The organism is Streptomyces sp. MA5143a (genome assembly GCF_900290235.1).
Taxonomy (GTDB): Bacteria; Actinomycetota; Actinomycetes; order Streptomycetales; family Streptomycetaceae; genus Streptomyces.
The window spans coordinates 45,874-64,152 of the sequence record NZ_OLMK01000068.1 but is presented as its reverse complement, the minus strand read 5'-3'; the positions used below and the strand labels follow the sequence as shown (position 1 = coordinate 64,152).

The window sequence follows — 18,279 nt, the reverse complement described above, 5'->3', positions numbered from 1 at the left end:
CTTGTCCGCATGTCCCCCGATTCCCTTGCCTGTGGTTCCGTGCGGTCCGCTGCCGATGTGAACGACCAGATCCGCGCCCTGTGGCGGCGCGCGGGCGGTTCGCTGTCGGCCCAGGAGCGCGCGGAGTACGAGCTGTTGGTGGTGGAGTGGGCCACGGCGATACGCGGAGAGGTCATCGAGGCCGCGTGAGAGCCCCGGAGCAGGGCGCGGCCGCCTCGGACGGCGCCCCCGGAGGGCTGATCATCTTCCTGAACGGCACGTCCAGTTCGGGCAAGTCGAGCATCGCCGTCGAGCTGCTGCGGATCCTGGACGAGCCGTTCTTCCATCTGCCGGTCGACGCGTTCCACGCCATGCGGACACGGCAGGAGATGGAGCCCGAGCGGCTGGCCACCGTGCTCCACCGCACCTGGCGGGGCTACCACCGCGCGATCGCGGGCATGGCCGCCGCGGGCAACAACGTCGTGGTGGACCACGTCCTCAGCGAGGAGTGGCGGCTGCGGGACTGCCTCGACCTGTTCGTACCGCAGGACGTCGTGTTCGTCGGAGTGCACTGCCCCCGCGCCGAACTCGAACGACGCGAGCGCGAGCGGGGCGACCGGCCCCCGGGGCTCGCGGCGCGGCAGTTGGCGCAGGTGCACGCCCACGGGATCTACGACATCGAGTGCGACACCGCTCTCACGGACCCGCCGCTCTGCGCGCGGCGCATCAAGGACTTCCTGCCCCACCGCACCGCTCCGACCGCCTTCCAGCGGCTGCGCGAGAAGCGGGGCGCCACCCGCACCACCCCGGTGTCGGCGAGCTGACGAAAGAGAGGTGTCCGGTGTCTCCGGACGAGATCGTCGACGGCCAGCTGGCCGCGTACAACGCGCGTGATCTGGAGGGGTTCCTGGGCTACTACGCCGAGGACGTCCCCGTGCACGCTTTCCCGTCCGGCGAGGTGATGACGGACCGCTCGGGTCCGGCGTTCCGGGAACGCTACGCCACCCTCTTCGCCACCAGCCCGGACCTGCACGCGGAACTCGTCTCCCGAGTGGTCCACGGCCGACTCGTGATCGACCAGGAGGTCGTCACCGGCTTCATGGGCGATGGCGTCCGGACCGCGGTCGCCCTGTACGAGGTCGGCGAGGACCGCATCGAGAAAGTGTGGTTCGCGGTCTGACCCGACGTACGACATACGTCGGTTCACACCCCACCATCACTGGCGATCGAAAGCCCCCGGCTCTCACCGCCCGCCGGCCACCCGCAGCACCGCGCCCGTGGTGTACGAAGCCTCCGGCGACATGAGCCACGCGATGGCAGACGCGATCTCGTCGGCCCGTCCCGGACGCCGCAGCGGAATGGACGCGGCGATCCGCTCGGGCCGCTCCGGATCCCCGTTCCTCGCGTGGATCTCGGTGTCGATCACGCCCGGCGCGACCGCGTTGACCCGGATGTTGTCGGGCCCGAGCTCCTTGGCGAGCCCCGTCGTGAGCGTGTCGACCGCGGCCTTGGTCGCCGCGTAGTGGACGTACTCGCCCGGGCTGCCGAGCGTGGCCGCCGCCGAGGACACGTTCACGATGGCTCCGCCGCCCCAGGCGGCCATGGCGCGTGCCGCGCGGCGGGCGCAGAGCAGCACGCCGAGGAGGTTGACCTCCACCACCTGCCGCAGCACGGCCGGGTCGGTGTCGGCCAGCCTGCCGAACGGGCCCGTCACACCGGCGTTGTTGACCAGCCCGGTGACCGGGCCGAGCCGTTCCGCCGCCGTCTCGAAGAGCCGGTCGACGTCGGCCTCGACGGACGTGTCCGCCTTGACGGTGACGCACCGGGCGCCGTTCGCCCGCACCCCCGTCGCGATCCACTCGGCGGCGGCGCCGTCGCTCACATATCCGACGACCACGTCATGGCCGTCCGCCGCGAGCCGCAGACAGGTCGCGGCGCCGATGCCGCGGCTTCCCCCCGTGACCACCGTGACCGGACGTGACATAACGACCTCCCTGTACCCCGGCGGCTCCGTATCTCGGCTTCTCCCGCCGAATGATCGATCATCCTATGAACACCGCCCGGCCACCAGGGCGTACGCCGTTTTCGCTCGTCCCCCCGACCGGTCCACCAACCTGATGCGAAAGTGACGGCAACCTTTCCGCACCCGGCGGCCACTGATCAGGTGTGCGCTCCCCCCACAGGAGCCCCACACGTACCATCCGTTCGCCCGAGCCAGGCAAGGACTCATCCGTGGCATCCCGTTCACACCGCTCACCGCGCCGCTCCTCCCGGCCCGGCCGACGCACCGCCCTCGTCTCCGCCGTCGCCGTGGCGGCCGTCGCCCTCGTCGCGTCCCTCGTCGTGGCGTTCGGCTCCGGCCGCGGGGCCGAGGGCGAGGAGGCCAGGAAGGTCACCACCACGGCCGCCGCCGACACCCCGGCGCGCGAGCGGCCGACCCCGACCGGGCGTACGTCCTCGCCGTCCCCGAGCCCGTCGGCCTCGACGAGCGGGTCCCCCAGCTCGTCGCCGACCCCGACCGCGAAATCCCCGAAGCCGAAGGTCACGAGCGCCCGCCGGCCCGGGTCCGGCACGGCGACCCTGGCGGGACGCATCCGCCCCAGGACCACCTACCAGGGGATCGCCACCCTCTACGACGCCGGGAACGGCGACGGCGCCTGCTCGTTCGGCCCGAGCGACGACATGATGATCGCCGCGATGAACACCACCGACTACGAGACGTCCAGGGCGTGCGGGGCGTACGTCCTGGTGCGGTCGGGCAGCGCCTCCGTCACGGTCCGGATCACCAACGAGTGCCCGCCCCCCTGCCGGCCCGGCCAGCTCGACCTCTCCACCCAGGCCTTCGCCAAGCTCGCCGATCCGTCGCGCGGCCAGATACCGATCACCTGGAGCCTGGTGAGCCCCGGCTCCTCCGACACGCTCTCCATCCGGTACAAGACCGGCTCCAGCCAGTACTGGTGCGGCATCCAGGCCCTCGGCCACCGCAACCCGCTGGCCCGGCTGGAGGTGCGCACCGGCAGCGGTTGGACCGCGCTGGCCCGCACCGGGTACAACTACTTCCTCTCCGAGCACGGCGCCGGCTGCGGCGGCGCGATCAGGATCACCGACATCTACGGGGAACAGCTGACCCTCGACGGGATCGCGTTGCGGCCGAACACCGTGCAGCCGACCCGGGTCCAGTTCGCCCGGCACTGACGCACCCCCGGCGGGCCCCGGAAGGAGGGTCGGGGCCCGCCGATCCGCACGCGGTTCATCCGCGCCTAGGGTCTGTCGTTTGGATCATGCGGACTTCGGGCTACGGGCACCAATGGCTGCCGGTGAGCCCCGCGGCCCAGGCATGATCCAGACGACAGGCCCTACGCCGCCGGTGAACCGACCGCCCCCGGCTGTACGCGAGGAGCAGCGCCGCTGGACCGAGGGCGACTCCGAACCGGCCGACGCCCGACGGGCGGAAGTCGATCACCTTCTCGATCACGACGCAGGTGAACAGGACGTCGGACCCCGCCCTGCCGGCGCGGCTGCGCACGATCCACGAGAACGCGGTCCGCGTCCTCCTCGGCCGCCACCACCGCCGTTACCGCTGGCACCGGCGGCCCGCACGGCCCATCGGCCCGCACGGCCCTTCAGCCCGCTCGACCTGTACGGCCCGCCCGGCCCGTACGTCTCAGCCGCGCAGATGCGCCGGCATGGTGTCGTCGAGCGGGTACGGTCGCTCCTCGGGCAGCAGCTCCGCCGCCCGTTCCAGCTCGCCCGCGCGGACGAGGCCGTGCACCTGCCGGGCGAGTGGGGTCACGTCCTCGATCCCGACGATCCACTCGTCGGCGTACCGGGCCGCCGCCTCACCCGCCAGGCCCAGCCGCAACGAGCGGTGCGGCAGCGGGTTCAGCTGCAGACCGCGCTCGGGGTCCCATTGCACCCGGGCGGGCGACCGGCGCAGCTCCTGCTGCCAGGCGGCCCGGCTCTCGTACAGCTCCGGGACGTAGTGCGACAGGCAGGAGTGGCGCAGCGCCCACTCGAAGCCCTCACGGCGGATCTCGACGGCGAGCACCGTCTCCTGGCCCTCCTTCAGACCCCATCCGCAGCGGTACATCATCCAGAGGAACGAGGGCTTGATCCACGTCATCCGGTCCCGCTTCCACTCGGCCGGGAAACGGCCGTCGCGGGCGGCCGGGCCGCCGATCCCGGGCCGGTAGGCCTGGTACACGGTGATCGTGTCCGCCGTGTGGCGGGCGCGGACCTGGAATCGGGGCTCGGTCATGTCCGCTGTTCGTTCTCGTCGTTCTCGCTCACTTTCCTTCACGGGAGCAAGATTCGATCACCACGGGCTCCGGGGGCCACCTAATATCAACCGGTCGTATGTCGTCACCGCACGCCCCTTGGCGTGTCGCGCCCCCTGCCCCAAGACTGAACCGATGACGCAGCGTGTGGAGCTCGCGACCGTGATGGACCGGCTCGCCGTCGACGGCCTGATCACCGAGTACGCGGTGGCGGTGGACGACGGCGACTGGACGGCTTACCGGGGGCTGTTCGCCCCGGGCGGCCGCGCCGACTACCGCTCGGCGGGCGGCATCGAGGGCGACGCCGCGCAGGTCGCCGACTGGCTGGCCCGCAGCATGGAGCTGTTCCCCATGCGCCAGCATCTGATCGTCAACCGGCGGGTGCGGTTCGGGTACCTGGAGCACGACATCGGTGACACCGCCGAGGTCCAGGCCGACTACATCAACCCCATGCGCTTCGCCGGTCACGACGGCGGATCCACCGCGCCCGACTTCGTCTGTGGCGGCCGCTACACGTTCGGCCTGGTCCGCACGGACGACGGCTGGCGGCTCAGCGAGGTCGTGGTCCGGGAGAAGTGGCGCCGCACTCCCGAGGGCCTCCCCTCCGACCACCACCCCCACCCGGCCTGACCCCACACCCCGGCCCCTGCCGTCCGGCCTGCCACGCGCCACCACCGCCCCCGCGCCACTGCCACCCCGGCCCGACCTCGCGCCATCGCCACCCGCGCCCGCCCGGGGGCCACCGCTGCCCCGACCACCCGATACCAGCGCCACCGCTGCCCCCGCCTGCCCCGCCTGCCCCGCCTGCCCCGCCTGCCCCGCCTGCCCTGGCATACCCTCCCGTCACGCCCGTCCCTCCCCACGCCCTCTGTCGGAGATCGTCTCGGGGGCGCACACTGGAAGACACCCATCACCGGGGAGGGAGGCGCTGGATGACGACGCCCGAAGGGACGGCCTCCCCATGGCGGCGTGGTCTCGGCGCCGCCGCAGCCGGGGCACTGCCCGTGCTCGCGTTTCCCGGACCGGCCCTGTGGTGGTTCGCGTACGTGGCCCTGGTGCCCTGGCTGCTGCTGGTCCGCACGGCCCCGACCGCGCGGCGGGCGGCGTACGACGGCTGGCTGGGCGGCCTCGGGTACATGCTGGCGCTGCACCACTGGCTGCTGCCGAACCTGCATGTCTTCACCTTCGTCATAGCCGCCCTGCTCGGGACGCTCTGGGCGCCCTGGGGCTGGCTGGTGCACCGTCTCCTGGCGGGCGCTCCCCCGTCCCGGCGGGTCGCCGCCGCCCTGCTGGTCGTGCCGTCGGGCTGGCTGGCGATCGAGCTCGTCCGGTCCTGGCAGGGGCTCGGCGGACCCTGGGGGCTGCTGGGGTCCAGCCAGTGGCAGGTGGAGGCCGCACTGCGGCTGGCCTCGGTCGGCGGGGTGTGGCTGCTCAGCTTCCTCGTGGTCGCAGTGAACGTCGCGGTCGCCGTCCTCGTCGCGGTACGGCGGGCGCGGGTCCCCGCCGTCGCGGGCCTCGTCGCGACGGCCACCGTGACGTCCGCCGCGTGGGTGTGGTCACCGCGCCCCGACGTGGACGGCCGGGTACGGATCGCCGTCGTCCAGCCCGGGGTCACCGACGGCCCCGAGAACCGGTTCACGAGGGAGGAGACGCTGACCCGGCGTCTCGCGGATCAGGACCTCGATCTCATCGTGTGGGGCGAGAGCAGTGTCGGCTACGACCTGGTCGAGCGTCCCGACCTCGCCGACCGCATCGCCGCGCTGTCCCGCGCGACGGGCGCGGACATCCTGGTCAACGTGGACGCCCACCGTTCGGACCGCCCCGGCATCTACAAGAGCTCGGTGCTCGTCGGCCCCGACGGCCCGACCGGCGACCGCTACGACAAGATGCGGCTGGTCCCCTTCGGCGAGTACGTCCCGGCGCGCACCCTGCTCGGCTGGGCGACCTCCGTCGGCGAGGCGGCCGGCGAGGACCGCAGGCGTGGCACCGAGCAGGTGGTGATGGACGTCGGCAAGGGGCTGCGCGTCGGACCGATGATCTGCTTCGAAAGCGCGTTCCCCGACATGAGCCGCCATCTCGTCGACGAGGGCGCCGAGGTGCTGCTCGCCCAGTCGGCCACCTCCACGTTCCAGCAGAGCTGGGCGCCGGAGCAGCACGCCTCACTGGCCGCGCTGCGGGCCGCGGAGACGGGTCGCCCGATGGTGCACGCGACTCTCACCGGTGTCTCCGCCGTCTACGGCCCGAGCGGCGAACGCGTCGGCTCCTGGCTCGGCACCGACGAGAGCACCTCCGCCGTGTACGACGTGCCGACGGCGAGCGGTACGACTCCGTACGTCCGCTTCGGCGACTGGCCGGTCCACGCGGCGCTGCTGGTCCTGGTGGTGTGGGGCGCCTTCGAGGGCCTGCGGACCGTGCGGGCTAAGAGCGACCGGGACGGGAGCGCTCCTCCACCTCCCGTACGACCCGCTCGCACATCTCGTGCGTCGCGAGCGCGTCCCGTGCGCTGAGCACCTTGCCGGCCCGGACGGCGTCGAGGAAGGTGAGCACCGCCTGTTCGATGCCGCGCTGCCGGGCCACCGGCACCCAGTCCCCGCGCCGCCGCAGGGACGGCTGCCCCTTGTGGTCGATGACCTCGGCGAGGTTCACGACCTGGCGCTTGGTGTCCTGCCCGGAGACCTCCAGGATCTCCTCCGCGGAGCCGCTGAGGCGGTTCATGACGCCGAGCGCGGTGAAGCCGTCCCCGGAGAGCTGGAGGACGATGTGGTGCAGCAGCCCGTTCCCGGTCCGGGCGCGCACAGTCATGTCCTCCACTGCCCCCGGGGCCAGGAAGCGCAGCGTGTCGACGACGTGGATGAAGTCGTCGAGGATCATCGTGCGGGGGTGCTCGGGCAGTCCGATGCGGTTCTTCTGCATCAGGATCAGCTCGCGCGGATGGTCGGCGCACTGGGTGTATCCGGGCGCGTACCGCCGGTTGAAGCCGACGGCGAGACCCACGTTCCGCTCCTCGGCGAGCCGCACCAGACGCTCGGACTCGGCGAGTTCATAGGCGAGCGGCTTGTCCACGTACGTGGGGACGCCCGCCTCCAGCAGCCGGGTCACGATCTCGGGATGGGCGCCGGTCGGTGCGTGCACGAAGGCGGCGTCGAGGTCCTGGGCGAGCAGCGCGTCGAGGTCGGCGTGGCGTCGTCCCGGCGGGAGATGCAGGCTGTCGGCGACGCTGCTGAGCGTGGCGGGCGTCCGCGTCTGTAGGTGCAGTTCGACGCCCGGCTGGGTGCCGAGCACCGGCAGATACGCCTTCCGCGCGATGTCGCCGAGCCCGATGCAGCCGACCTTCACAGGGGTCTCCCGTCCACGGTGTGCCGAGGCCCCAGCATATGCGTGGCCGTGCGAGGCCCGGATGGGCGAGGATGCGTGCATGACATCGCAGCGCACCGAGCCCTCCGTGACCGCCGGTGAACGGGACATGCTGGAGGGATGGCTCGACCATCACCGGGAGACCCTCGCGCTCAAGTGCCAGGGGCTGGACGACGCCCGGTTGCGACTCGCCTCGGTGCCGCCCTCCGAGCTGTCCCTCATGGGGCTCGTCCGGCACATGGCGGAGGTGGAGCGCATCTGGTTCCGCAAGGTGCTCGCCGGTGACGACCAGGGGCCGATCTACTTCAGTGACGAGGACCGGGACGGCGAGTTCCACCTCACCGAACGGGACACGTGGGAGGAGGCGTACCGCGTCTGGCAGGACGAGATCGCGGTCGCCCGCCGCAACGCCGGGCGCGCCGCCCTGGACGACATCGCCAGGTCGGCCCACGGACGCAAGGGCGAGCCCCCCAGCCTCCGGTGGATCTACACCCACATGATCGAGGAGTACGCCCGCCACAACGGCCACGCCGACCTCCTGCGCGAACGGATCGACGGGACGACGGGTCACTGAGGCGACGGGGCCGCGGGGCGCCAGTCCATCAGGGTCGGCGGGGGGAGAGACTACGAGGCCGCTGGGCGCGGAGCGGAGGACAACGGCTGGATGTATGGGCTCGGCGGTCCCCTGTACGTGGAAGGCCGGCGTCGCAACGGGGCCCGGGGGGTCACCCGTGTGGGGGCATCCTCTGCCGCTCCCCTCCCGAAAGCGGCGCGGAACCAGCAGAGTTGCGTGGGTGCATCGACCGACCACCACCGCAACGCTCCTGGTCACCGTGGCCGTCTCGGCTCTCACCGGCTGCGTGACCACGCACCGCCCGCCCCCGCCCGGAACACCGCCCACTCCGTCCCAGTCGTCGGAGCCACGGCCCGACGGCACCACCGAGACGCAGATCGTGCAGGCCCCGGCGCGGGAAGCGCTGGAACTGATCGGCCCCCCGCGTCGCCCCACGCCGGGCGCGTCCTCACCGGCGCCGAGGCCCGCCGCCACGTCGGCCCCCGCCGCCGGATCCGCGCCCACGGCACCGGCTGCCCGCCGGGAACGACCCGCCCCACCACGGCGCCCCGCCCCGCCGCCGAGGTCGCAGCCCCATGTCGAGATCCCCCGGATTCCGGAGACGATCCCGACGGATCCCCCGAGGAACGGCGACGTGTGCGCCCTCGGCCACAAGTACGGCGGCTGGGGCAAGGACACTCCCCAGGCGGTCATCTGCAAGGACGTCTACGGCCGGTGAGAGGGCGCAGACCCTACGGCCGCTGTCTGGGCGGCCCCGGCGTCTCTCCCCCGGTGGCCGGGCTCTCCTCGTCGAGGCGGGACTCCAACCGGGCGAGGGCGACCCGGATGCCGTCGCCGTAGCCGTCGTCCGCCAGCGCGCCCAGGGTGCCCCGGGCGAGGGCCAGATGGCTGCGGGCGGCCTCGGGGCGGCCGAGCTTGGCGTAGTCGGCGGCGAGGTTGAGGTGCAGCGAGGGGTAGAAGCCGCGCACCGCGAGGCCCTCGTGGTGTCGCGCCACCCGCTCGTCGGTCAGCTCGTCCGCCGCCGACAGGGCCCTGAGGTCCCACGCCAGTTCGTCGACCGGGTCGTCCTGGGTGTCCGCCATGTAGTGCGCCAGTGTGCAGCGGTGGAACGGATCGCCGTCCTCGCCGATCTCCTCCCACAGCTTCGAGAAGCGGTCCCGGGCCTCCTCGCGGTCCCCGCCGTGGTGCAGCATGACCGTCTGCCCGATGCGGGTCATCATGGCGTCCGGCGCCGCCTGCTCCTGTCGCTCCACGGTGTCCTCCACACTCGTCGCCCCCGCTCCCGCCTGTCCCCGCCGACGCTAGCCGCAGGCACTGACAATCCCGGTCAGGCGGCTCCGTACGGCCGCGGGGGCGGCCCGGCGGCCGTACGGAGGACGGGCGGGTGACCGCCGGAGTGCCGGTGGGGGTCAGCCGAGGTCGGGGACGGTCCAGTCGATCGGCTCGTGGCCCTGCCGGGCGATGGCGTCGTTGATCTGGGTGAACGGGCGGGAGCCGAAGAACTTCTTGGCCGACAGCGGCGAGGGGTGCGCGCCCTTCACCACGATGTGGCGCTCCTCGTCGATCAGCGGGAGCTTCTTCTGCGCGTAGTTGCCCCAGAGCACGAAGACGGCCGGGTCCGGTCGGTCGGCGACGGCGCGGATCACGGCGTCGGTGAACTTCTCCCAGCCCTTGCCCTTGTGGGAGTTGGCCTCACCGGCACGGACCGTGAGCACCGCGTTCAGCAGGAGCACGCCCTGCTCGGCCCACGGCATCAGATAGCCGTTGTCCGGGATCGGGGTGCCCAGCTCGGCCTGCATCTCCTTGTAGATGTTCCGCAGGGAGGGCGGGGTCTTCACACCCGGCCGCACGGAGAAGCACAGGCCGTGGCCCTGGCCCTCGCCGTGGTAGGGGTCCTGGCCGAGGACGAGCACCTTCACCCGCTCGTACGGCGTGGCGTCGAGGGCGGCGAAGACCTCCTCGCGCGGGGGGTAGACGGGACCCTTGGCTCGCTCCTCCTCGACGAACTCGGTGAGTTCCTTGAAGTAGGGCTGCTGCAGCTCGTCCCCCAGGACCCCGCGCCAGGACTCGGGCAGCATGGCGATGTCGGTCACGTCAACTTCCTCCGGTGTGCGCTCTCTTCACGACCGCGCCTCGCGCGGCCATGGACGGCCGCGCGAGGCGCGGCCGCCGTCAGAGCACAGAACCTACAGGCGCCCACTGACAACCGGGGCCGCCCACCGGAGATACCGGCCGGACCGTCGGACGGTCCGGCCGGCGCCGGGTCCTACCAACTGGTCTTCCGGGAGAGTTCCCACATCGTCATCATCGTCGCCGGGTCGATGAGCTTGTCCATGCCGGCGATCTCCTCGTCCGCGGCCACGTACAGCTTGCCCTGCCACAGGGGGATGAGCCGGGCGTCGTCCAGGAGGATCTGCTGGGCCTCCTCGAACTCCTCGCCGACGGCACCGCGGTCGCTCTCCGCGCGGGACTCCGGCAGCAGATCGTTGGTGATCTTCGGCGACTCGTACGGGGTGCCGAGGGCGTTCTGCTTGCCGACGAAGGGGGCGATGAAGTTGTCGGCGTCGTTGAAGTCGGGGTTCCAGCCACGGCCGAAGACCGGGTACTCGCCCTTCTGGTAGCCCTGGAAATAGGTCTTCCAGGGGCGGCTCTTCAGCGTGACCGTGAACAGGCCGGAGTCATCGAGCTGGCGCTTCAGCTCCTCGAAGGCGGGCTTGGTCTGGGAGCCGTAGCGGTCGCTGGTGTACCACAGGGTCAGCGGGACGGGCGCGGTGATGCCCGCGCCCTCCAGGATCTTCCTGGCCTTGGCCGGGCTGGGGGTGCCGTAGTCGTCGAAGAAGCCCGTGGTGTGGCCGACCAGGCCCCTCGGGATCATGGAGTACAGCGGCTCGACGGTGTCCTTGTAGACGTTGTGCGCGAGCGCCGGCCGGTCGATGACCTGGGCGACCGCCTTGCGGACGGCGGGGTTCTTGGCCCACTCGTACTTCGGGTTGAACACCAGGTAGCTGATCTCGGTCGTGGCGTTCTCGACGATCTGGAGGTTCTCCTCGTCGCGGTGGGCCTCGATGTCCACCACGTCCTTGGCCGCGAGACCGCGGTAGACCACGTTGATCTCTTTGTCCTTGAGGGCCTTGACCAGCTGGTCCGACTGCTGGAAGTACCGGATCGTGACCGCGGAGTTCTTCCGGTCGGCGATGCCCTTGTAGCCGTCGTTGCCGACCAGCTCGGCGGCCTTGCCCTCCTCGTAGGACTCCAGGTTGTACGGCCCGGAGCCGGTGACCCCGCCGTCCTCACGGAGCTTGTCCGCGGGGTACTCCGCGGGGTCCACGATGGACATGGCGGGCGTGGTGAGCACGAGCGGGAAGGTCGCGTCAGGCTGGTTGAGGTGGAAGACGACCTCGCGGTCGCCCTTGGTCTGCACCCGCGAGAGGGTGGTCAGCAGACCCGCGGGACCACCGTTGACGTTGATCTTCTTGATCCGGTCGAACGAGTACTTGACGGCCTTGGCGTCCAGCGTGTTCCCGTTGGAGAACTTCAGGCCCTCGCGGAGGGTGCAGGCGTAGGTCGTGCTGGCGCTGTCGGTGAACTTGCAGCTCTCGGCGGCGTCCGGCTCGGGGTCGGACCCGCCGGGGGTGTAGTTCAGCAGGGGCTGGAAGACGTTGCGCATGAGCTCCCAGGAGCTGTCCCAGGCGGCCGCGGGGTCCAGCGTGCTCGGCGCGCTGGTGGTGCCCACGATGATCGGCGCCTGCTCCTCCGAGGCATCCGAGGAGAACACACCACACCCGGCCACCATGGATATGGACGCGATCGCCGCGAGGGGCGGCAAGTATCGGTTCCGGTTGAACACGTGCATGCTCCTCGAAATGCCGTACCAAGAGTGGCCGAACGATACCGCAGGCCCCGCCGGCCGCCACCGTCCGGCTGGCAGAACCCTTGATCAGCTCCTCGTGACGGCTTCGCGGAGGCCCGGTGAAGGCTCGCGACGGGCACCGGGGACATTCGGCGAAGGCTCTGCGGGAGCTCTCGGGAACGCCCTCGGTGCCCGCCCGCGGGGCGGGGCCCGGTCGACGGTCAGCCGACCCCGGCGTTGAGGAAGATGCCGCCGTCGACCACGAGCGTCTGGCCGGTGATCCAGTCGGACTGCTCGGAGGTGAGGAACGCGGCGGCGCCACCGATGTCCGAGGGCACGCCGAGTCGGCCGAGCGGATAGGCGGAGGCGGCCTCCGCCTCCCGGCCCTCGTACAGGGCCTGGGCGAACTTGGTCTTCACCACGGCGGGCGCGATCGCGTTGGCCCGGACCTTCGGCGAGAACTCGTGCGCCAGCTGGAGGGTCAGGTTGATCATGGCGGCCTTGCTGATGCCGTACGCGCCGATGAACGGCGAGGCGGAGACACCGGCGACGGAGGCGATGTTGACGATCGCGCCGCCGTTGTCCTTCTGCCAGGCGTGCCAGGTCCGCTGGGCGAAGCCGAGCGCCGAGACGACATTGGTCTCGAACACCTTGCGCGCCACGTTCAGGTCGAGGTCGGCGATCGGCCCGAACACCGGGTTGGTACCGGCGTTGTTGACCAGGAAGTCGACGCGTCCGAACGCCTCCATCGTGCGTTCGACGGCCTGGGCCTGGTGGGCCTCGTCGTGGGCCTTGCCCGCGACGCCGATGACGCGGTCGGCGCCGAGCTGGTCGACGGCCTCCTTGAGGGCGTCCTCGTTGCGGCCCGTGATGCACACCCGGTCGCCGCGCGCGACGAGGGCCTCGGCGATGCCGTAGCCGATGCCGCGGCTGGCGCCGGTGATGAGGGCGACCTTGCCCGAAAGCTCGGGGAGTTCCACCGAAGTCATGTTCCCGGTCCTCTAGTTGAGCGGTCCGCCGGCGACGTACAGCACCTGGCCGGAGACGAATCCGGCGTCCTCGCCCGTGAAGTACGCGATGGCGCCCGCGATGTCCTCGGGCCTGCCGACGCGCTGGACCGGGATCTGGGTGGCGGCCGCGGCCTGGAAGTCCTCGAAGCCCATGCCGACGCGGGCGGCGGTGGCGGCGGTCATGTCGGTGACGATGAAGCCGGGCGCGACGGCGTTGGCGGTGACGCCGAACTTGCCGAGCTCGATGGCGAGGGTCTTGGTGAAGCCCTGGAGACCGGCCTTGGCGGCGGAGTAGTTGACCTGGCCGCGGTTGCCGAGCGCGGAGGACGAGGACAGGTTGACGATCCGTCCGAACTTCGCCTCGACCATGTACTTCTGGACGGCCTTCGCCATCAGGAAGGCGCCGCGCAGATGCACGTTCATGACCGTGTCCCAGTCGGCGGCGCTCATCTTGAACAGCAGGTTGTCGCGGAGCACGCCCGCGTTGTTCACCAGGATCGTCGGGGCGCCCAGCTCCTCGGCGATCCGGGTGACGGCGGCCTCGACCTGGGCCTCGTCGGAGACGTCGCAGCCGACCGCGAGCGCCCTGCCGCCGGCGGCGGTGATCTTCTCGACGGTGTCCTTGCACGCGGCCTCGTCGAGGTCGATCACCGCGACGGCCCGCCCCTCGGCGGCCAGTCGTACGGCGGTCGCGGCGCCGATGCCGCGCGCGCCACCCGTGACCACGGCGACACGCTGCTCAGTGGTGGACATTGCTGGTTCTCCTCGCCCTTGGGATGCGGCTCCTGCGGCTCGCCCACCCGGTGAGCGACCGCTTAGTACCTTCGGCATACGTGACGCTAGAAGTCCTGGCACCCGGTGTCAACGCCCCACCAGGTGTGATCCCTTACGCCCGGCCGATCGGCGGTGTGTCGCCGCCCGGCCACCGGGGTGCCGTCCGCCCCGGGCGCCAGGTCTCACCGGACCAGCAGGTCGAGCAGCCGCGCGGCCTCGGCCACCGGGTCCGAGGTGAGCCCCGTGTGCACGGGTCCGGCCTGCACCACCGTGGAACGAGGCGCGACCAGCCAGCGGAACCGTCGTCCGGCGTCGTCCCCGGCGGCCTGGCCCGCCGCCTCCCCGCCGGCGCAGACGCCCTCCACGGCCCGCAGCGCGGCCCGTACGCCCGCCACGTCCGCCTCGGGGTCCAGGGCGAGCAGCTTGGTCTCGTCGAGGTGGGTGCGGGCGGCGACGACGGCCCGGGAGCGGCTGTAGACGAGGACGCCGGCGTTGAAGCACTCGCCGCGCTCGATCCGCGGCACGACGCGCAGCAGCGCGTACTCGTAGACGTCCTGCCCGGTCGCCCCGGTGGCGAGGAAGCGGTCGCTCACTTGATCCCCTCGATGCGTTCGTGGATGCCGGCGACCCGGGCGAGGAGCGGTTCCGCGTAGGCCCGTCGCAGCGCGTCAGGGGTGTCGAAGCCGGGCTCGTCCGCCAGCCACACGTCGGGGATCTCGGCGGTCACCTCTGCGAGGAGTTCCTCGGTGATCCGCGGAGCGAGCGCGGCGGCGGCTGCCGCGACATCGGGGCCGAAGCGGGCGAGGGCGTGATCGGAGGCGTCGTACGGCTTGGCGGCGGAGGTTCGGGCGCCGGGCCAGTGGTGGTGCCAGATCATGGTGGCGCCGTGGTCGATGAGCCACGGCTCGCCGTGCCACATCAGCAGGTTCGGGTTGCGCCAGGACCGGTCGACGTTGTTGATCAGCGCGTCGAACCAGATGATCCGTCCGGCTTCCTCGGGGCTCACCTCGAACGCGAGCGGGTCGAAGCCGATCGCCCGGGTCAGGAAGTCCATGCCGAGGTTGGTGCCGCCGCTGGACTTCAGCAGCTCCTGCACCTGCTCGTCCGGTTCGCCGAGCCCGAGGACCGGGTCGAGGCCGACGGTCACGAGTCGGGGCACGCGCAGGCCGAGCCGCCGGGCCAGTTCGCCGCAGACGACCTCCGCGACGAGGGTCTTGCGGCCCTGTCCGGCGCCGGTGAACTTCAGGACGTACGTCCCGCGGTCGTCCGCCTCGACGAGACCGGGCAGCGAGCCACCCTCGCGGAGGGGGGTGATGTAGCGGGTCACAGTGACATTTTTCAGCATTTCCTCAGGCCACCCACGCCGTTCCCCTTACAATCCATGGTTTCCTTGCGGCCACGGAAAGGCGCAAGGTGCCCGCCGTCAGCCCTTTGGTTGCTCGCCCCTTGCTTCCGGCCTCCCGCATGAAGTGGGCATAGTAACCGAGGGTGATCGTCGGCGTGGGTGACCGAGTACTAGCAGAGGGGACGAAGAGAGCGGATGGCGTCGGAGCGGCGCCGGCCGTACATCGGTCGCCTGGTGGAGGTGCGCCCGCTGATGGAACGCGCCGGAGCCCTCCTGGAACTCCGTGCACTGATGCGTACCCTCTCCCATTCAGACCGCTGCGTTCAGCCGTTCCAGCAGATGGCGGCTGCGATGGGTCAGGTCCCTGGCACGGGCCGGGTGGGGGGCCACCGAGTGGAAGACCAGCGCCAGCATGAGAGCGGTGTCCAGCCTGTGGAGCAGCGCCGCAGCAGACCAGGTGTCGAGCCGCTGCCCGTCAGTCGCCGTGTAACCCTCGAGTACGGCTTCGGCGTTGAGTCCGTTGTCGGGCAACAACGCGTACTCGCAGACTCTGGCCAGTTCCATGAGCGGGGGGCCCATCAGAGCGTTGGACCAGTCGACCGCTGCTGCCAGCCGGCCCCCGGTGCCGAGCAGGTTCTGCCGTCGTATGTCCAGGTGGAGCAGGCGTGCGGTGGAGTCCTCGTGGTCCATGACATCGCGCAACACCGCGCCGTCCGGGAGGTCCGGCAAGTCTGCGGCGTGCCGGCTCAGTGCCTTATGGCGGTCGTGGACGCGGCTGACCAGGAACTCGCCGAAGTCTCCTGGGGCCTGGTAGGCGAGCCGCACTGGCCAGGGTTCCACCTGATGCAATCGAGCCAGGAAAGCACCGATGTCCTGTCCGGGTACGGGCCTCCCATCGGAGGGGACGTATCTGGCGAGGGAAACCAGCAGACCGTCCTCACAGGTGACGAGGTCGACCGGTGCCGATACAGGCAGTCCGTGCCGTGCGAGCCGGCCAGCGATCTCGTGCTCCTGGCGCACCAGGTCCCCCGCGTCGACCTGGCCGTACGGGGCGATGTAGCGGCGGTGTCGTGGAACGCGCAGGGCGAGGTCACCCAGAGTCCTGGAACCGACGTGGTATACGACGAAGTCCACCCCTTCGCCGGCCGGCCCCAGGGCTTGAAGTCCTAGCCTGCGAGTGACCTTCGCGGCCACCGCGGACGTGTCGATGTCGACAGTGCTGTCGGCGGTCACCATGTCGGGTTGCCTTCCTTGAATTGGGCGGCCAGTGTCGGCAGGGAATCGAGCGTGGCCAGTTGTGTTCCCGGGAAGTCGGGGAATCGTCCGTACCGGTCCAGGAGCACGGGGTGCAACCCCGCGCCCGAGGCTCCTTCTACGTCTACGGCGACGGAGTCGCCGACGAACAGGCAGTCGGGTGGCATCCGTCCGAGGCGTTCACAGGCCAGGGCGAAGATGGCGGGATCAGGCTTCTCCTGGCCGACCTCGCTGCTGACCACGATGGTGTCGAACCACGGTGCGAGACCGGTGGAGCTCAGGATGTCGTGCAGCCAGGGGTCGAAGTTGGAGACCAGGCCGAGTTGGTGTCCGTTGACGCGCAGCCGCTCCAGGCAGTGAGGCACATCGGGGAAACAGTGGTAGTTCTCAGGCGCCAGGATATGTTGGGCGGCCCGCCGCGCGGCTGGTGCGGAGTCGATGCCGCCGCCGCGTACAAGGGCCTCTCGGCAGAACCGCGTCCAGGTCTCGAGCCGGGCAACGGGGTCGGACTCGTCGTCCGGCCAGCCGCCTTCGGTGCCGATCTCCCACAGAGCCGCGCGCACGGCTGCCGCAGACGGGGCTCCTTCGGTGCCCAGCCACGTGGCCGACAGCAGCTCGGGTATGGCCGGAGAGAGTTCTATCAGGGTGTCGGCGGCGTCGAAAAGGACCGCGACCGGCTGCGTGTCCGGTGTCGGAATCATCGTGGCTCCTCGCCAGTGATCAGCATGGTCGACAGGCCTCCGCGTGCGGCGGAGACCACACGTGCGGTCTCCGCCGCACGCGGGTCATGGACCATGACCGTGCTCTCGGCAGGAGAGAAGTAGTCGTTCATCAGCACCGCCACGTGTTTGCCACTGCTCAATGCCATGGCCCGAAGGGCGAGTTCGATGTCGCCCTTGTACATCTCGACGAGTACACAGCTGATGCCGGCCGACAGATAGCAGGTCAACTCGCCCAGGAATTGTTCGGAGGGCAGGCCGTGACGGTCGTGCAGTCCGGAGATGTAGGCGAACGAATGCGACAGTGGATCGTCGTGGAACAGCTCCGCGTTCTGCGCTGCCGCGAGCAGACCGATCGGTATGCCGGGTGTCACTTGCACATCGCGCCCGGCCACGGATAGGCCGTCCAGTACGTCATAGGTGTCGGGGTTGCCCTCGATGAGGAGTCCGACGCGGTCAACACCGTCCGAGGCCAGATTCCGCAGGGTGCGGTCCACCTGCTGGATGTTCGCCTCGAAGTCGTCGAACTGGTACGGCAGAACGTGCGGGGTCACGCCGGTGCCCGGCAGAACGTCCTTGAACGTGTTCTCGTACGTCCAGTCTGACATGATCACGTCATCGACGGAGCCGAGGGCCCGCACCACGCGCTGAGGATCCGTCGCGGCCGACGGTCCGGTGCCGACGGCGTACACGGTCTGGTGTCGGCTTTTCGACGGGGGACATCGGCGTTGCAACCTGGGCTCCATGGCCGCGATACGGCGGGTGCGGAAGCGCTCGGGGACCACGAAGGAGACAGTGGACGGGGAGGACTGCGGTACGTGCAGTTCCGAATCGGTCGCCGCGGCGGAGAACCGCGCGAGACCCCACGAATCGTCGACGAAGGCCACGGGCCGTCCCCAGCCGAGAGGGCCGAGGGCGGACGTCATGTCCTCCTTGAAGCCGCGCGGCCGCAGAACGATGAAGCCGCCGGAGACGGGTGAGATGGCGTGCCGCTCGCCCGCGATGGTCTCGGTGATGTGGTGGCGCACGTCCGAGGCTGCGCGGAACACTTCGATGTCGGCGAGCCCGGGACGGGCTTCTACAGGGATCACGACACTCCGTATCTGTGGTCGAGAAGTCCGGGGTCCAGAAGGCGCCAAGAAG

At 70.8% G+C, this 18,279-nt stretch carries 21 protein-coding genes; 8 read left to right on the top strand and 13 right to left on the bottom strand.

Going from position 1 to position 18,279, the window contains the following annotated elements:
- The first annotated feature begins 9 nt into the window (after positions 1-9).
- From SMA5143A_RS27510 to SMA5143A_RS27500, 3 genes are read left to right on the top strand one after another with little or no spacing between them, the layout of a single operon-like run.
- On the top strand, positions 10-189 hold the full coding sequence (locus SMA5143A_RS27510; protein ID WP_107465512.1) for a hypothetical protein: 180 nt from the start codon (positions 10-12) through the stop codon (positions 187-189).
- Positions 186-803, top strand: coding sequence for a chloramphenicol phosphotransferase CPT family protein (locus SMA5143A_RS27505; protein WP_107465511.1), 618 nt, complete (start codon positions 186-188; stop codon positions 801-803). Before SMA5143A_RS27510 ends, SMA5143A_RS27505 begins: the two co-directional genes overlap by 4 nt.
- Before the next feature lie 17 nt (positions 804-820).
- The gene (locus tag SMA5143A_RS27500) at positions 821-1,159 is read left to right on the top strand and encodes a nuclear transport factor 2 family protein (RefSeq protein WP_181362038.1); all 339 of its coding nucleotides are present in this window, start codon (positions 821-823) and stop codon (positions 1,157-1,159) included.
- A 63-nt stretch (positions 1,160-1,222) separates the two neighbouring features.
- Here SMA5143A_RS27500 and SMA5143A_RS27495 read toward each other — a convergent pair whose 3' ends face one another.
- Positions 1,223-1,963: a glucose 1-dehydrogenase gene (locus SMA5143A_RS27495; protein ID WP_099965084.1), complete on the bottom strand. Its 741-nt coding sequence runs from the start codon at positions 1,961-1,963 to the stop codon at positions 1,223-1,225.
- A 248-nt stretch (positions 1,964-2,211) separates the two neighbouring features.
- Here SMA5143A_RS27495 and SMA5143A_RS27490 point away from each other — a divergent pair, with 248 nt between their 5' ends.
- On the top strand, positions 2,212-3,174 hold the full coding sequence (locus SMA5143A_RS27490) for an expansin EXLX1 family cellulose-binding protein (protein WP_107465509.1): 963 nt from the start codon (positions 2,212-2,214) through the stop codon (positions 3,172-3,174).
- 469 nt (positions 3,175-3,643) lie between these two features.
- Here the strand turns inward: SMA5143A_RS27490 and SMA5143A_RS27480 are convergent, their stop codons facing one another.
- Positions 3,644-4,237, bottom strand: a complete 594-nt coding sequence (locus SMA5143A_RS27480) for a DUF4291 domain-containing protein (RefSeq protein ID WP_107465507.1) — start codon at positions 4,235-4,237, stop codon at positions 3,644-3,646.
- Positions 4,238-4,391: 154 nt separating this feature from the next.
- On the opposite strand from SMA5143A_RS27480, the gene SMA5143A_RS27475 reads away from it, so the two are divergent.
- Positions 4,392-4,886 carry a nuclear transport factor 2 family protein gene (locus tag SMA5143A_RS27475; RefSeq protein WP_107465506.1) on the top strand — a complete coding sequence of 165 codons (495 nt, stop codon included), beginning with the start codon at positions 4,392-4,394 and terminating at the stop codon, positions 4,884-4,886.
- 302 nt (positions 4,887-5,188) lie between these two features.
- On the top strand, positions 5,189-6,763 hold the full coding sequence (lnt, locus tag SMA5143A_RS27470) for an apolipoprotein N-acyltransferase (RefSeq protein ID WP_107465505.1): 1,575 nt from the start codon (positions 5,189-5,191) through the stop codon (positions 6,761-6,763).
- Here lnt and SMA5143A_RS27465 read toward each other — a convergent pair.
- Positions 6,675-7,592, bottom strand: a complete 918-nt coding sequence (locus SMA5143A_RS27465) for a Gfo/Idh/MocA family protein (protein ID WP_107465504.1) — start codon at positions 7,590-7,592, stop codon at positions 6,675-6,677. The two genes, lnt and SMA5143A_RS27465, sit on opposite strands and share 89 nt — an antisense overlap.
- Before the next feature lie 79 nt (positions 7,593-7,671).
- On the opposite strand from SMA5143A_RS27465, the gene SMA5143A_RS27460 reads away from it, so the two are divergent.
- Complete coding sequence (locus SMA5143A_RS27460) at positions 7,672-8,184, top strand: DinB family protein (protein WP_107465503.1); 513 nt, start codon at positions 7,672-7,674, stop codon at positions 8,182-8,184.
- Positions 8,185-8,404: 220 nt separating this feature from the next.
- Complete coding sequence (locus tag SMA5143A_RS27455) at positions 8,405-8,902, top strand: hypothetical protein (protein WP_107465502.1); 498 nt, start codon at positions 8,405-8,407, stop codon at positions 8,900-8,902.
- A gap of 13 nt (positions 8,903-8,915) precedes the next feature.
- Here SMA5143A_RS27455 and SMA5143A_RS27450 read toward each other — a convergent pair whose 3' ends face one another.
- The 10 genes from SMA5143A_RS27450 to SMA5143A_RS27405 form a co-directional block, all read right to left on the bottom strand.
- Positions 8,916-9,404 carry a tetratricopeptide repeat protein gene (locus tag SMA5143A_RS27450; protein WP_107465632.1) on the bottom strand — a complete coding sequence of 163 codons (489 nt, stop codon included), beginning with the start codon at positions 9,402-9,404 and terminating at the stop codon, positions 8,916-8,918.
- Positions 9,405-9,593: 189 nt separating this feature from the next.
- A complete protein-coding gene (locus SMA5143A_RS27445) occupies positions 9,594-10,277 on the bottom strand; it encodes a uracil-DNA glycosylase (protein WP_107465501.1) in 684 nt (227 codons plus the stop codon).
- 173 nt (positions 10,278-10,450) lie between these two features.
- Positions 10,451-12,031, bottom strand: a complete 1,581-nt coding sequence (locus SMA5143A_RS27440; RefSeq protein WP_107465500.1) for an ABC transporter substrate-binding protein — start codon at positions 12,029-12,031, stop codon at positions 10,451-10,453.
- A 224-nt stretch (positions 12,032-12,255) separates the two neighbouring features.
- Entirely contained in the window at positions 12,256-13,023 is a 768-nt protein-coding gene (locus tag SMA5143A_RS27435) for an SDR family oxidoreductase (RefSeq protein WP_055520556.1), read from the bottom strand.
- 12 nt (positions 13,024-13,035) lie between these two features.
- Entirely contained in the window at positions 13,036-13,797 is a 762-nt protein-coding gene (gene fabG, locus SMA5143A_RS27430; protein WP_107465499.1) for a 3-oxoacyl-ACP reductase FabG, read from the bottom strand.
- 203 nt (positions 13,798-14,000) lie between these two features.
- Entirely contained in the window at positions 14,001-14,411 is a 411-nt protein-coding gene (locus tag SMA5143A_RS27425; protein ID WP_055520559.1) for a DUF3037 domain-containing protein, read from the bottom strand.
- Positions 14,408-15,163 carry a HipA family kinase gene (locus tag SMA5143A_RS27420; RefSeq protein ID WP_107465498.1) on the bottom strand — a complete coding sequence of 252 codons (756 nt, stop codon included), beginning with the start codon at positions 15,161-15,163 and terminating at the stop codon, positions 14,408-14,410. The genes SMA5143A_RS27425 and SMA5143A_RS27420 overlap by 4 nt, the downstream gene beginning before the upstream one ends.
- 309 nt (positions 15,164-15,472) lie before the next feature.
- Entirely contained in the window at positions 15,473-16,399 is a 927-nt protein-coding gene (locus SMA5143A_RS27415) for a phosphotransferase family protein (RefSeq protein WP_107465497.1), read from the bottom strand.
- Positions 16,393-17,118, bottom strand: coding sequence for an HAD family hydrolase (locus SMA5143A_RS27410; RefSeq protein WP_107465496.1), 726 nt, complete (start codon positions 17,116-17,118; stop codon positions 16,393-16,395). The genes SMA5143A_RS27415 and SMA5143A_RS27410 overlap by 7 nt, the downstream gene beginning before the upstream one ends.
- A complete protein-coding gene (locus tag SMA5143A_RS27405) occupies positions 17,115-18,227 on the bottom strand; it encodes an SAM-dependent methyltransferase (protein WP_107465495.1) in 1,113 nt (370 codons plus the stop codon). Before SMA5143A_RS27405 ends, SMA5143A_RS27410 begins: the two co-directional genes overlap by 4 nt.
- Between the last annotated feature and the right edge of the window lie 52 nt (positions 18,228-18,279).